Here is a 13,861-nt window from a genome sequence, read left to right on the forward strand (position 1 = left end):
CCCCAAGAAGTCTGCTTGATCCCAATAAACGGTATAGGCTTTAAATAAAAAAAGCGACTCTTTTGAAGTCGCTTTTTGTAGCCCGTAGGGGAATCGAACCCCTGTTTCAAGAATGAAAATCTTGCGTCCTAACCCCTAGACGAACGGGCCATATCGTTTTCGATGATGCAAATATAGAAGCTTTTTCAAAAAGCACAAAAAAAAAGTGCTGTCTGTGTGCTAATTCATTGAAATTGAGAAAAATTATTTTTTTAAAGGACCTATTCTACAGCGTAGGCGAGCATATATTCATTGAACTTCTCGTAATGTACGTCATATAGATGTGTATGTTGATCGCTGTGGAGTTCGAGTTTTAATATGCCCTGCACCTGGTAGTCGAATGGTTGTATGGTCATGTTATTCAAGAAGGAGACCCCTGCATTTCCCTGAAGTTTATAAATCGCTTCTTTAGCGCACCAGCAAGCATAAAGCTGCTCATATCGGTTCTCATCCTGTGCGATGAATGCAAGCTCCGCAGGTTTTAGAAACTTATGTTGGATACGCTCTACTTTTGTTTTGATGATTTCCATGTCGATACCCACCTCTCCTTTTGTGCTGATCATAGCTGCGGCATAATCAAATGAGTGTGAAAGTGATATTTTTTGGGGAAAATTGGCGAGATAAGGCTTGCCATTTGCATCAGATGGACATTCTATATAACGGGATGTGTTTAATAAGGTGCGCAACAGCACACGGGTGGCAAGCCAATGTAACCGTCTTTTCCCTTTGTTGAAAGACCCTAATTTCGCTTTTTCACGTTCATCCAATTGAAGTTTCGACAGTAAATCGTCGTCCGATTCCTCAATTCGCCAAATTGCAAATTTGGTTTGGCTATCAATTTCACGTAGATACACTAGACTCATACCCAAATTTAAAAAACAAATCGCAGATTTTTGTTTTGAAAAATGAAGTAAAATTAGTGGGAGAACTGTATTTTTGAATTTGTATAGCATTGCCTGATGCTTTTGCTATTTTGATACACATGATTTTATCTGATAAAAGAATTCTCGAAGAGATTGAAAATGGCAGCATTGTCATTCAACCATTTGATCGTAAATGTTTAGGAACAAATTCCTACGATGTGCATTTGGGGAAATATTTGGCAACGTATGCAGACCGTGTACTTGATGCCAAGAAGCACAATGAAATTCAGCATTTTGAAATCCCGGAAGAAGGTTTCGTCTTGGAACCCAACACCCTTTATTTAGGTGTTACGCAAGAGTATACCGAAACGCATAAACATGTTCCTTTTTTAGAGGGCAAATCGAGTACTGGTCGCTTAGGGATAGATATTCATGCAACTGCAGGAAAGGGCGATGTCGGTTTCTGTAATACCTGGACCTTGGAAATTTCGGTTGCTCAGCCTGTTCGGGTTTACGCGGGAATGCCAATTGGACAATTGATCTATTTTGCTGTAGAAGGCGATATCGAGACATTTTATAACACCAAAGGTAACGCAAAATACAATGGCAAGACCATCCGTCCGGTGGAGTCGATGATGTGGAAGAATAACTTCTAATGAAAACGATTGGATGGATTGTATTAGCGACGCTATTGATTGCGCTCATCAGTAGCGTGCTTTATTATTTTGTTCATCCAATGTTTGGCGGAAGTTTCAAAGGAGCTCGGCTTGAACGTATGAAACAGTCCCCCAATTTTAAAAATGGTATTTTTCATAACCTCGAAGTAACGCCATCGTTGAAAGGCGATGTGAATATGGTCTCTTTGTTGTGGGATTTCCTTTTCAACAAGAATCCCCACTTAAAACCTATCAGTGTATTGCCAGCTATGGAATGCGATTTAGCACATCTTCCCGCAGATGACGTACTGATTTGGTTTGGTCACTCCTCCTATCTATTGAAGTTAGATGGAAAATTAATAGTGGTAGATCCAGTATTCAGCTCAAATGCTTCTCCCATACCAGGTAGCAATAAAGCATTTAAGATGTCGGTCGACTATGCGGCGATGGTTTTTCCGAAAATTGACTATTTGTTTATCTCGCATGATCATTACGATCATCTGGACTATGAGACTGTTGTGAAATTGCGGGATAAAGTCGGTCAGGTGATCTGTGGTCTCGGAGTAGGGGCGCATTTTGAATCTTGGGGATACAAGGCCGATCAGATCATCGAGGGTGATTGGTATGACCAGATAAAACTGGCGCCCGATTTTCAAGTAACCTTCACACCCGCAAGGCACTTTTCGGGACGTAGATTTACACGGAATAATACCTTGTGGACATCTTTTGTGTTAAAAACTTCTAAGTACAGCATTTTCTTGGGGGGAGATAGTGGGTATGGTAAGCACTTCAAAAAAATAGGTGACCAATTTGGTCCATTTGATTTAGCGATCTTGGAAAATGGCCAGTATAACGATGCCTGGCATTATATCCATTCTTTACCTGATGAATGGGCTGCTGAAACGAAGGATCTGAAGGCCAAAGCTATTTTACCCGTTCACTCTTCTAAATTCGCGTTGGCGATGCACGATTGGAAAGAACCCATGGAGAAATTTTACGAGACGGCGAACAAAGAACAGATCACACTGCTTACGCCAAAAATAGGGGAAATGATCCATTTGAATAAATTAGATACCGTATACGCCCCTTGGTGGCGGGAAGTTAACTAAGGATCTATTTATTTTTTTCCTCGATCCATAAAGACATATATTTTGTGCTCTGCATCGTGTGGTGCAATAATATCTGACTAATAAAGTTTTGTTGACGATGCCTGTCAATCTGTACTTTTAATAAAGATAGATTAGTCATAAAATCGGACTGATACTTTCGTTTTTCATAACGTTCGTTGATAATACGGATACCATGTTCTTGGGCCGTTTTCCAAAGATCTTCATTTTCGTAGAGCTCAACAGTCTTTCGGCAGAACGTTTCGGGATCGTCTTCGATAAAGCCATTCCAGTCCAAATTGCCCTTCATGGCTTCTGCACCAACTTTCGTGGTGACAGATGGTGTACCTGTCTGCATGGCGTCGATAAACTTCCCTTTCACACCGGCACCAAATTGAATTGGAGCCACCAGTAGACGGTAACTTTCCATGGTCAGACGAGCAGATTCCGCTCGGCCCTTGATCAGGAAATTCTCTTTTGGGTTGTTTAACTGAAGTACTTTTTGGGTTGCATAGGCGCCATAAATGTGTAATTCCACTTTGGGGAGCATCTTCCGTAATTGCGGCCAGATTTGTGTTTTTAGGTATTGTACCGTATGCCAGTTCGGCTCATGGATAAAATTTCCGATAAATAATAAGTTCTTGCGCTCTTCGAAGGTGTTCCATTGCTCCACATCTGCAGCAGTGATCTCATCTTCGAGAAAAGGGAGATAATAAAGGATATCGGGTGAAATGCGAAATTCTTCGATCAGAATCTTCATTTCGGATTCGGAAATGATCAACGAGAGGTCACTGCGCAATATCGCGGCAATTTCCCGTTTGGCCGTATCGGTAAATAACTCTTGAAAGGAAAAATCACCGTTATTTTTGACGGATGTCTGTCTCGCCTGACGCAAAAAATGCAAATCTTCCGTGTCAAGTACGCGGAGTGCATTTGGACAATGCTGTGCAACACGCCAACCATATTGCTCTTCTACCATAAAGCGGTCAAATACAACAATGTCGGGCTTAAGTTGCGCAATAAATTCATCAAAGCTGTTGCTATTCAGCACGATGGTCTGTTCCTGGATCCCGAGAGACTGTAAAGGTGCACTATACGGCGATTTGGCAGCAGCAGAAGCAAATGTAATCTGATAAGAGCGATTAATAAACGTCTCAATTAATTGCATCATACGGAAGCCCGCTGCTGAAGATGTTGGCTCTGGCCACACCAGTCCGATGAACAAAACCTTTTTCTCTTTCATGCCGGAAAATTACTGATTAATGTGAAAAGAATTGACGAAAAATTAACAATTAGTCATTTTCAAACGATTAGCTTTATTTCGTGTTTATACTATATCTCAAGGTTATTCATCATTAAACGATTATATGGCCAAAACTATTGCGCTACGAATTCGACATTTTTCACCAAAGACCTATTGGAAGGAACTAATAGCTGTTTTGGTTATTTTGTTGGCCTTTGTATTTTTTAGAAATGAACGAAAAGAGCTTGCTGCCATCATTCCACATTTGCGTGCGGCCAATCTAACCTGGGTTTTGGTCGGCGTAGGAATTACTCTCGTCTATATTGTACTTCAGGGATTGATGTATGTGCAGAGTTTTAAAGCGATAGGCCTTTCTATTAACCTGAGAATCGCTATTGATCTTTTCCTCAAGCGAAATTTACTCAGTGTGTTTCTGCCTGCGGGTGGGATTAGTTCTTTGGCATATACAACGACGCAGTTGCGAAAAAGAAATTTGAATACGACGCAAATTCATCAAGCAGGGGCGCTGTATGGCTATGTCGGACTACTGACGGTCTTTCTGATAGGTGTACCTGTTATATTGTATACGATTTGGCACAATAAAAATTTTGGTGATGCCTGGATCTCATTGGTGGTTTTGGGGCTGCTTCTGGGCGTCGTATTTTGGCTCGTTTGGTCTTTTAGAACACACAAAGGCGTCTATCGCTGGGTTGAACTAAAATTTCCTGCTGTAGCCTCTAATATTGATGAAATATTCTCAGGAGAGGTCAAGCTAAAATATTTGTTGGGTACCATGCTGGCATCGATGGTCGTTGAATGCTGCGGTATTGCCCATGCTTTTGTAAGTATGTATGCCCTTGGTTTGGACCACTCTTTCGAGGCTGCGGCTATTGCCTATACTGTTTCGGTGGTATTGATGATTGTTTCTCCTTTTCTACGGGGGCTTGGGGCTGTAGAGTTGACTATGCTGTATATTTTTAAAGCGTACGGCTACTCGCAGGCAGAAGGATTGGGCATTACAATTCTCTACCGGGCATTCGAATTTTGGTTACCTTTAGTCCTGGGGCTTCTGGCTTTTGCATGGCGTGGGAAACAATTGCTGGCACGTATTGGCCCAGCGCTGCTTATCTTCTTCTTGGGCATGGTAAATCTCGTATCTGTATTGACGCCTCCTTTGGCCGACCGGATGAAACTTGATCGTTTCTATTTGCCTTTAGAAGCAATTCACGCGTCCAAATTTATGGTGTTAGTGTTAGGCTTAGGGCTGTTGGTGACCTCGGCGTACTTGATCAAAGGTTTCCGAATTGCATTTTGGATCGCCGTGGCGTTTAGCGCCTTGTCGCTTTTTGGGCACGTGTTTAAGGCATTGGACTATGAAGAAGCTTCGGTTGCTTTATTGACCTTGATTTTACTGGCCGTGAGCTATAAGCAATATCGGATCAAGAGTAATATTCGCTGGGTGCGAATCGGGTTTATCACATTTTTTGTTGCTCTCCTAGCCATATGCCTGTTTGACGTATTGAGCTTCTACTTCATTGATAAACAGCATTTCGGTGTCGACTTCACCTGGCGACAATCTATCTATCATACAGCACGAAGCTTCCTCTTGTTTGCTGATGATGACTTGATGCCCCAAACGGCATTTGGACAAGAATTCCTGCGGATTACGCAAGTACTTGGACTTTTTTGTTGGCTCCTACTAATCTACGCGTTAGCTCGTCCCCGTCTCCTCGCAGATGAAGACTCCAGCCAATCTGAATTGGAACGTGCAGAACAATTATTGATTGAGTTTGGTCAGTCTCCCATGGATTTCTTTAAATTGGGAAAAGATAAGAGTTTGTTTTTCTCAGAAGTCTCGGAGGGATTTACCGCTTATCGCTTGGCGAATGAATTTGCTATTGTATTGGATGAGCCTGTCTGTGAACAGGGGGATAAGGAAGAGTTGGTCCAGGAATTCGATCAATACTGTTATGCGAATGGTTTAAAGGCCATTTATTACCGTGTTGATGAAAATAGTTTGGTTCATTTTTCATCCCTACGTAAACAGAAGATCACCATTGGACAAGAGGCTGTATTAGAATTGGAAACATTCAAGCTCGAAGGAAAAGAACGTAAGTCATTACGCAATGGACTTAATGCAATTCAAAAAAAGGGTTTTACAACAGAAGTGTTGAAAGCGCCGCAGGAAAAGGCAATTATAGATCAGTTAAGGATAATTTCCAACGAATGGTTAAAAGAATTTGATAAAAAGGAAATGGTTTTTTCGCAAGGGATGTTTGATGAAAATGAGCTTATTTTGCAAGATATCATTGTACTGAAAAATGAGCAGAATACTATCGTAGCCTTTCTGAATATCATCCCCGACTATGCGAAAGATGAGTGCACCTACGATATGATTCGGAAGTCTCTTGATGCACCGGGTGGTAGCATGGATGCATTGATTGTTGAGCTTATTGCGTATGCTAAGGCCAAAAAGTACGTCTATCTAAATTTGGGCATGGTACCGATGACGGGGTTGGGGGCGACAGATAGTCCCGCAGAAAAGATTATGAAATTTGCCTCAACACGATTGGGTAACTTTAAACATTACCATAGCCTGCGCGACTTTAAAGAGAAGTATGCGACATTTTGGGAAAATAAATACCTTATATTTGATAATGATTTTGATCTCATACAACTTCCTGTAGCACTGGTCAAAGTCATGAAACCGAACGAATAGCTTCATGTAGATGCTGTACAGATGAAAAAAATAGCTACCTTATTAATAATTGCTGGCATGGCGTTTCATGCGTTTGCACAACAGCGTTTGATTGACATGAAATATTGGAACAATAAAGCTGCATTACCTTTGGTTCTCTATCTGAGTGGCGATGGTGGATTTAATTCATTCTCTAACAAGCTTTGTGAGCTGATTGCTGGAGTAGGATATACTGTGGCAGCGATCGATTCGAAAACCTATTTCTGGAAGAAGAAAAGCCCGAGTGAGATTGCTGCCGATGTTTCGAATACACTGAAAAACATACTCTTAGCACGGCAAAATATACATCTTTTTGTAGTGGGGTATTCATTTGGCGCAGACGCGGTTCCTTTTATTATTAATCGCCTGGATCCCGTCATTAAGAAGAACCTAAAGAGTGTTGTCCTGCTGGAACCATCTGTGTCAACAGATTTGGAGATCCATATAGCGGATATTTTGGGTCGGAGTAATACAAAACGGAGTCTTGACGTGATCGCGGAAATCAATCGAATGGGTGCAGTCAAAACGGGCGTTATTCTTGGTGATGATGAAGCTGATTTCCCGATACAGAAGATAACACTTAAGAATTTTACAAAAAAATACCTCTCCGGCGGGCATCATTTTAGTGGCAATGCAGACCAGGTCGCGAAGAATACTGTTGCACTCTTTTAGCCGAGGAGCCTAGTATAACTTTGTTGATGGCCAGATCAAGTAAGCGACCAAATAGACAGCTCTTTATTTTTTTGTGATCCAGGGTATGGTGCGGTATCATTTTCTTATCCTAGATCAAATAATTCAGGGAAAGAAGGTGTTACTTTTGAATGACTTATAAAATAGATAAAAATGGAATTAGGAATAGGAATGTTTGGCGACTCGAGGATAGATCCTGTTACAGGTCAAATCCAGGCAGCACAAGATAGAATGAAAGAAATTATTGAAGAGATCAAGCTTATGGATCAAGTAGGATTGGATTTCTTTGGAATAGGGGAGCATCACCGTGCAGATTATGCGGTTGCAGCACCCGAAATTATCTTGGCTGCGGCTTCTACCGTTACCAAAAATATTAAATTGGGCAGTGCAGTTTCGGTATTAAGTTCTGCCGATCCGGTTAAATTATTTCAGGATTTCGCAGCCGTCGATCTTTTATCCGATGGACGTGCTGAGCTCATGGCAGGAAGAGGATCCTTCATTGAATCTTTCCCTTTATTTGGTTATGATCTAAAAGATTATTCCGAGTTGTTTGAGGAAAAACTAGGGCTTTTGCTTCGTCTGAACAAGCAAAATCCAATTACTTGGTGCGGTAATTTTAGAGCACCATTAATCAATCAGGAAGTTTTCCCAAGACCTAAAAATGGATCACTACCGATTTGGGTTGCAGTAGGTGGCACAACATCTTCTGTGATCCGTGCCGGAAAGTTGGGCTTACCGGTTATGTTTGCCATCATCGGCGGGATGTATGAAAGCTTCGATCATTTATTTGACATGTACCGTCAAGCATATGAGGATAATGGGCATGATATGGCTAATTTTCAGGTCGGGGTACATATGCATGCGTTCTTTGGCGATAACAACGCGCAGGTAGCAGACTACTATTATCCGATTTATTCGGCACAGATGGATCGTATCGGTGCAAGTCGTGGATGGCCGCCATACCAACGCACACAATATGACTTCGGAAGATCTTCCAGAGGACACCTTATTGTTGGGGATGCTGCTTATGCCGTAGATAAAATATTGCAAATACAGGAGAAATTTGGATTGACACGCTTCTCTGCACATATGGATGTGGGCGCCCCTGGGCATAAAGAAATGCTGCGTTCTATTGAGATTTTTGGTGAGAAAATAGCACCTGAAATTCGAAAGGCTCTTCATAAAGATGCCTAAAGAGCGATTATCATTTTTTTAACGCTCAGATATTCGCTACCTTTGTGTCGTAAATCATTTTAGAGAGTAAGATGCTTGGATTAAAGTTGTTGACAGATCCGCGATGGGCAAACATTGCAGAAGGAAATTTAGAAGAGATTTTGACAGATCATGCCTGGTGTGAACAAAAGGCTGCTTCAAATGCCATATCCTTAATTACCAACAACTCAGAACACGAAGATTTGGTGCATGAGCTGACAGCAATCGCAATCGAAGAAATGGAACATTTTAAGATGGTTATTGATATCATCAAAGAACGTGGCTATACCTTGGGTCGTGAACGAAAAGATGATTATGTCGGTCAATTGATGAAATTCTCTAAAAAAGATGGCAGTAGAAATATGGCTTTTATTGACCGTTTATTATTCGCGGCGATGATTGAAGCCCGTAGCTGCGAACGTTTTAGAGTGCTTTCACAAAATATTCAAGATAAAGATCTTGCGAAGTTTTACTATGATTTAATGGTGTCTGAGGCAAATCATTATACCACATTTCTAAATTTTGCACGCAAATATTCCGTAGACGTCGACGTAGAAAAGCGTTGGAAGGAGTGGTTGGAATTTGAAGGGAAGCTAATTCAGTCGTACGGAAGTAAAGAAGCCATTCATGGCTAATTGAACCTCGCTCCTACCTATTTTAAAACACATACATAACAGTTGTCCCGTTCTATTTCTTAGAACGGGATTTTTTGTCACTTATTTATTCTTATCTTTGTACCGTGATTGAAAAAAGTAAAATAATAGATATCAGGAGTTTGTCTTTGGATGAGATCAAAGATCAACTTACCGCGTTGGGGGAGCAGGGCTTTCGTGCGAAGCAGATTTATGAATGGATTTGGGTGAAATCTTGCGTAGATTTTGATCAGATGAGTAATTTGAGTAAGCCCCTTCGTGAGAAGCTGAAAGCGAATTTTACGATCAATGCAGTTACAGTCAAAGAATCTCAGATCAGCTCAGATAAAACAATTAAAAGTAGTTTTTGGCTCTATGACAACAACATCATTGAAGGGGTGTTAATACCTGCTCCGGAACGAATGACCGCTTGTGTCAGCTCACAGGTGGGCTGTAGCTTGACCTGTAAGTTCTGTGCAACAGGTTATATGGATCGTAAACGTAACCTCAATGCCGATGAGATCTATGATCAAGTCGTTCTTATCAGCAAGCAAGCCGAAGAGCACTATGGGCAGCCACTGACAAATATCGTTTATATGGGGATGGGCGAGCCCTTGTTGAATTATGCCAATATGATGAAGTCTGTTGAGCGCATTACAGCGCCGGATGGATTGAATATGGCCGCCAAGCGGATCACGGTGTCCACAGCGGGTATCGCAAAAATGATTAAGAAATTGGGTGATGATCAGGTACGTTTTAACCTAGCACTTTCTTTGCATGCGGCAAATGACAAAAAACGGAATGAAATTATGCCTATCAATGAGCAGAACTCACTAAAGGCACTGGCCGAAGCACTCAAATATTTTTATGCGAAAACAAAGAACCCCATTACATTTGAATATATTGTCTTTAACAATTTCAATGATGAGCTGGAGGATGCAAAAGAACTGGCCAAGTTCTGTAAACATGTTCCTTGTAAGGTCAACCTGATTGAATACAACCCTATCGCATTGGCCGATTTCCTGAATGCTGAAGCAGATAAAATCGAGGTATTTGCAAATTATTTAAAAAGCCAAGGTATCATCACGAATGTGAGACGTAGCCGTGGTAAAGATATCGATGCAGCCTGCGGACAATTAGCAATCAAGGATAAGGAAAAAGAGGAATCCGAAGCATAATCTGAAGGATAGTTCCTATCTTTAATAGGGGAATTAACCAGATGAAATCCGAATTAAATAAGGTGTTTAGCGATTTTATAGCCATATTTTTTCCAAGGGAATGTGGCTGTTGCGGCTGTGTGCTAAAATATCAGGAAAAGTTTGTCTGTACAGCATGCGATTTCCATTTGCCCTATACTAACTTTCACGAATATTCGGATAATGATACCGCAAGACAGCTCTGGGGGAAAGCTCCGGTGGAAGAGGCCTGTTCATTCTTATTATTGCAAAAGGATAGTCGCGTAGAGCGCCTCATTTATCAGATTAAATACAACAACCAACCTTTTCTTGCAGAATATTTTGGTTATCTATACGGCTTAAAATTAATCAAAACAAAGGCCTATCAGGATATCAATTGTATTGTTCCTGTGCCATTGCACCGTAGCAAATTCCGAAAAAGAGGCTACAACCAATCCACTTACTTCGGAAGAGGGTTGTCCAGAGCAATGGGAATCCCCCTGCGGGAAGATATTTTGGTCAGGAAGAAAGCGACAATGAGCCAAACGGGTAAGGGGCGGATCGACCGGTACGACAATGTAAGTGATATTTTCGATTACAAAGGCACTATGTTGCCGGCTAACGTACATATCCTTGTGGTTGACGATGTATTGACCACGGGAGCAACGGTTGTTTCAGCAGCATTGACACTCTTAGATGCAGTTGATTGCAGGGTATCTGTTGCTACGCTGGCAAGAGCCTAGTTCGAAAGTCTATCCCATAACTTATACCCTTCTCCGTCCGGATAAAGCAAATTCAATAATTACGGTAACCACTATTACGAGCAGGCCATGCCTTCAATAGTAATGACCAGGTCAAAACGAATTCAACACGTTATTTGCGACGTCGGTTGACATAGTTTAGGAGATAGGCAAATCCTGCCATGCCGATTCCGATGCTGTCTGCAAATAAATCCCACCAGTCACCGCTGCGATACGTAAAAATATAAAGCTGAAGTAACTCTGTCAGTCCTGCAAATAAAAAACCAAGGATGGAAACGACAAAGATTGGAAGCCAACGGGTCGGTTTACCGTGGAATTGCTGGATTACACCGTTGTATAGCAATGTACAGAAAACAAAGAACATCCCACAATGGACTAATTTATCCATACCTGGATAGGCGGGAACTGCATCAAAATTATTGCCCGGGAGGGTGCATAAAACAATAACTATTATGGCCCAAATAAAACACCACTTATAGTCTAATAAGATTTTAATCATGGCGATAAATATCCAAAAATTTCCTGATAGAAATAAAAATATTATTTATTTAAAAATTATTTCACTGTAAATCAGTTGTTTAGTTGGATTGTTTTGTTTTGTATGGTACTATGTATTGCATGGTACCATAAAATACATATATCTTTGTATTGTTATGATAGCTGAAAATACACAAATCCAAATGAGGAAGGGGATACTTGAATATTGTATCCTATCCATAATTTCTCGAGGAGAAATTTATGCCTCCGATATTATCAGCGAACTGAAAAAAGCTCAATTATTGGTTGTGGAAGGAACCTTATATCCGCTTCTAACACGTCTAAAAAACAATGGACTGTTAAGCTATATATGGAAGGAGTCAACTTCAGGTCCGCCTAGAAAATATTATGAAATTACCCAAGAAGGGTTAGAAGTCCTTTCGCGACTAGATGTTACCTGGAATGAGCTCGTGTTTGCTGTAAACACGTCATTGGTGGGTAGAAACAATGATTCAACTAAACCAGTTAAAGATAATAACGATGAATAAGACAATAATTATCAACATAAATAGTATCGTCTTCCATATTGAAGAGGATGCTTATGAGGTGCTTCGCTCCTACATGATTGATATAAAGAAGCACTTTGGACAATCGGAAGATAGTAAGGAGATTTTGGAGGACATCGAAAATCGTATTTCTGAAATGTTTACCGAGAAGATTCAGGCTGGCAGCAAAGAAGTTCTGAATATGGACGATGTTAATGCCGTTATCGAGCAAATGGGGAGCGTCAGCGATTTCGAGTCTGAGGATCAGGATGGTTATGCGTCTTTTCAGCGCCAGCCAAATGCAGATGGTTTTAAAGTAGGGAAGAAGCTGATGCGCGATCCCGATGACAAAGTTTTCAGTGGAGTATGTAGTGGATTGGGGCACTTTTTTGGTATTGAGGCGAAATGGGTACGCTTACTCTTTGCTTTATTTGTTGTGATCGGTGGATCGGGCGTATTGGTCTATGTTATCCTATGGATCGTAATGCCGCTCGCTGTAACCCGTGCAGATAAGATGGAAATGCGTGGTGAAGCACCGAATATTCAGAACTTCAAACGTTCTTTTGATGAAGAAATGAGCGGGGTAAGGGACTCGTTCTCGAGGGGAATGGACCGCACCGGAGATGGTGTTGCTAAATTATTGCAGGTCTTTGTGAAAGTTATCGGCGTATTCTTTGTTATTATCGTCGGGTTAACGCTCATCGGATTGATCATTGGACTTATCTTCTTTGCACTGGCTATTGTGAACGTAATTCCTGACGTCATGGACGATTCTGGTCCTTTCTACCTCATGAATCCGAGCGATGTACCTTTCGCTTTGATCGCGGGTTTCTTGGCCATTTTTATCCCTTTCGCCGGCTTGTTCTATTTGCTTCTCCGTGTTCTCTTCGAGAAAAAACCAATGAACAATTATTTGACAACCACCTTGTTTTTAGTCTGGTTGGCATCGATAGGCGGTATCATCTACTACGCTACATCGGTAGCAAAGGAATTCAAAGAGTCTAGTACGATTGTTGAAGAGAAGCCACTGCAAAAACAGGCTGTTTATTACTTAAATGAAAATGATATTCGGGTAATCCGCTTAAAAAATGGTGTGAGAAGTGGTATCGGTATTAAAAATGAAAACGTTTCAACCTATTTGAGGCGTAATATCCGTATTCGAATTGAGCGTATTGACTCTTTGCAAGAACCATATGTACGTTATGAGTATTCGGCTAAAGGAAATTCTTATAAAGTCGCAACGGATAGAGCTGGTAAAATTAACTATGCATTGAGACAAGATAGTACATCATTAACATTTGACAATGCGTTCCAATTGAATGAAGGTGAGCTCTATCGGGATCAAGAAGTCAATATTACGTTGTTTCTCCCAGTAGGTACCAAGTTGATCATTAATGATAATTTGGAAGATAAATTAAGGGATATTTCATTTTACGAATGTCGTGACCGTTATAGTGAAGATCTAAGGGATATAAAAGAAGTCGAATTTGTAGTTACATCACTTGGGTTGAAATGTGCCTTGCCGCCCAAAAAGTCAGATGACAGTGACGAAACAGCCACTGAGGGGAATGAGGTAGTTGCACATGATACGTCTGTTGTCATCCGTCGGGATACCATTATTAATCTCAAAAAAGATGGTGTTACCATAGAGACAAAAAAAAAATAACATAAACCAATCTTCCGCCTGAAGGCGGAAGACAAATTATTACCGCTATAACCAATCGA

At 41.0% G+C, this 13,861-nt stretch carries 13 protein-coding genes and 1 tRNA gene; 10 read left to right on the forward strand and 4 right to left on the reverse strand.

Features of this window, described 5'->3' with window-relative positions; genetic code table 11:
- Window positions 1–78 precede the first annotated feature (78 nt).
- Together B4Z90_RS16930 and B4Z90_RS16935 are read right to left on the reverse strand one after the other, a co-directional pair.
- Window positions 79–150, reverse strand: a tRNA-Glu gene (locus tag B4Z90_RS16930).
- 110 nt (window positions 151–260) lie between these two features.
- Window positions 261–902, reverse strand: a complete 642-nt coding sequence (locus tag B4Z90_RS16935; RefSeq protein WP_112375444.1) for a 4'-phosphopantetheinyl transferase family protein — start codon at window positions 900–902, stop codon at window positions 261–263.
- 119 nt (window positions 903–1,021) lie between these two features.
- Between B4Z90_RS16935 and dcd the strand changes: the two genes are divergently transcribed.
- Together dcd and B4Z90_RS16945 are read left to right on the forward strand one after the other, a co-directional pair.
- Window positions 1,022–1,558 (forward strand): dCTP deaminase, encoded by a 537-nt coding sequence (gene dcd / locus B4Z90_RS16940; RefSeq protein WP_046673098.1) that lies wholly within the window; start codon window positions 1,022–1,024, stop codon window positions 1,556–1,558.
- The gene (locus tag B4Z90_RS16945) at window positions 1,558–2,667 is read left to right on the forward strand and encodes an MBL fold metallo-hydrolase (protein ID WP_204990874.1); all 1,110 of its coding nucleotides are present in this window, start codon (window positions 1,558–1,560) and stop codon (window positions 2,665–2,667) included. Before dcd ends, B4Z90_RS16945 begins: the two co-directional genes overlap by 1 nt.
- Window positions 2,668–2,671: 4 nt before the next feature.
- Here B4Z90_RS16945 and B4Z90_RS16950 read toward each other — a convergent pair whose 3' ends face one another.
- Window positions 2,672–3,907: a glycosyltransferase gene (locus B4Z90_RS16950; RefSeq protein WP_204990873.1), complete on the reverse strand. Its 1,236-nt coding sequence runs from the start codon at window positions 3,905–3,907 to the stop codon at window positions 2,672–2,674.
- 124 nt (window positions 3,908–4,031) lie between these two features.
- Here B4Z90_RS16950 and B4Z90_RS16955 point away from each other — a divergent pair, with 124 nt between their 5' ends.
- From B4Z90_RS16955 to B4Z90_RS16980, 6 genes are all read left to right on the forward strand, one after another.
- Window positions 4,032–6,626, forward strand: a complete 2,595-nt coding sequence (locus tag B4Z90_RS16955; RefSeq protein WP_286802826.1) for a phosphatidylglycerol lysyltransferase domain-containing protein — start codon at window positions 4,032–4,034, stop codon at window positions 6,624–6,626.
- Window positions 6,627–6,647: 21 nt separating this feature from the next.
- Window positions 6,648–7,316 (forward strand): AcvB/VirJ family lysyl-phosphatidylglycerol hydrolase, encoded by a 669-nt coding sequence (locus tag B4Z90_RS16960; protein WP_112375090.1) that lies wholly within the window; start codon window positions 6,648–6,650, stop codon window positions 7,314–7,316.
- Window positions 7,317–7,487: 171 nt separating this feature from the next.
- The gene (locus tag B4Z90_RS16965; protein ID WP_286710275.1) at window positions 7,488–8,528 is read left to right on the forward strand and encodes an LLM class flavin-dependent oxidoreductase; all 1,041 of its coding nucleotides are present in this window, start codon (window positions 7,488–7,490) and stop codon (window positions 8,526–8,528) included.
- 71 nt (window positions 8,529–8,599) lie between these two features.
- A complete protein-coding gene (locus B4Z90_RS16970) occupies window positions 8,600–9,181 on the forward strand; it encodes a tRNA-(ms[2]io[6]A)-hydroxylase (protein ID WP_046673102.1) in 582 nt (193 codons plus the stop codon).
- 74 nt (window positions 9,182–9,255) lie between these two features.
- The gene (gene rlmN, locus B4Z90_RS16975) at window positions 9,256–10,356 is read left to right on the forward strand and encodes a 23S rRNA (adenine(2503)-C(2))-methyltransferase RlmN (RefSeq protein WP_370445105.1); all 1,101 of its coding nucleotides are present in this window, start codon (window positions 9,256–9,258) and stop codon (window positions 10,354–10,356) included.
- 41 nt (window positions 10,357–10,397) lie between these two features.
- Window positions 10,398–11,096, forward strand: a complete 699-nt coding sequence (locus B4Z90_RS16980; protein WP_112375087.1) for a ComF family protein — start codon at window positions 10,398–10,400, stop codon at window positions 11,094–11,096.
- Between the two features lie 130 nt (window positions 11,097–11,226).
- Here the strand turns inward: B4Z90_RS16980 and B4Z90_RS16985 are convergent, their stop codons facing one another.
- On the reverse strand, window positions 11,227–11,613 hold the full coding sequence (locus B4Z90_RS16985) for a VanZ family protein (RefSeq protein WP_083295776.1): 387 nt from the start codon (window positions 11,611–11,613) through the stop codon (window positions 11,227–11,229).
- Window positions 11,614–11,767: 154 nt separating this feature from the next.
- Between B4Z90_RS16985 and B4Z90_RS16990 the strand changes: the two genes are divergently transcribed.
- Entirely contained in the window at window positions 11,768–12,139 is a 372-nt protein-coding gene (locus B4Z90_RS16990; RefSeq protein WP_046673104.1) for a PadR family transcriptional regulator, read from the forward strand.
- Window positions 12,132–13,802 (forward strand): PspC domain-containing protein, encoded by a 1,671-nt coding sequence (locus tag B4Z90_RS16995; RefSeq protein WP_112375086.1) that lies wholly within the window; start codon window positions 12,132–12,134, stop codon window positions 13,800–13,802. Before B4Z90_RS16990 ends, B4Z90_RS16995 begins: the two co-directional genes overlap by 8 nt.
- The last annotated feature ends 59 nt before the right edge of the window (window positions 13,803–13,861 follow it).

Source organism: Sphingobacterium sp. UBA5639, assembly GCF_002421245.1.
In the GTDB taxonomy this organism is placed as follows: domain Bacteria; phylum Bacteroidota; class Bacteroidia; order Sphingobacteriales; family Sphingobacteriaceae; genus Sphingobacterium; species Sphingobacterium multivorum.

Coding starts and splice junctions, on each gene's coding strand:
- B4Z90_RS16935 (WP_112375444.1), bottom strand. CDS start 902: ATGAGTCTAGTGTATCTACGTGAAATTGATAGCCAAACCAAATTTGCA.
- dcd (WP_046673098.1), top strand. CDS start 1,022: ATGATTTTATCTGATAAAAGAATTCTCGAAGAGATTGAAAATGGCAGC.
- B4Z90_RS16945 (WP_204990874.1), top strand. CDS start 1,558: ATGAAAACGATTGGATGGATTGTATTAGCGACGCTATTGATTGCGCTC.
- B4Z90_RS16950 (WP_204990873.1), bottom strand. CDS start 3,907: ATGAAAGAGAAAAAGGTTTTGTTCATCGGACTGGTGTGGCCAGAGCCA.
- B4Z90_RS16955 (WP_286802826.1), top strand. CDS start 4,032: ATGGCCAAAACTATTGCGCTACGAATTCGACATTTTTCACCAAAGACC.
- B4Z90_RS16960 (WP_112375090.1), top strand. CDS start 6,648: ATGAAAAAAATAGCTACCTTATTAATAATTGCTGGCATGGCGTTTCAT.
- B4Z90_RS16965 (WP_286710275.1), top strand. CDS start 7,488: ATGGAATTAGGAATAGGAATGTTTGGCGACTCGAGGATAGATCCTGTT.
- B4Z90_RS16970 (WP_046673102.1), top strand. CDS start 8,600: ATGCTTGGATTAAAGTTGTTGACAGATCCGCGATGGGCAAACATTGCA.
- B4Z90_RS16980 (WP_112375087.1), top strand. CDS start 10,398: ATGAAATCCGAATTAAATAAGGTGTTTAGCGATTTTATAGCCATATTT.
- B4Z90_RS16985 (WP_083295776.1), bottom strand. CDS start 11,613: ATGATTAAAATCTTATTAGACTATAAGTGGTGTTTTATTTGGGCCATA.
- B4Z90_RS16990 (WP_046673104.1), top strand. CDS start 11,768: ATGATAGCTGAAAATACACAAATCCAAATGAGGAAGGGGATACTTGAA.
- B4Z90_RS16995 (WP_112375086.1), top strand. CDS start 12,132: ATGAATAAGACAATAATTATCAACATAAATAGTATCGTCTTCCATATT.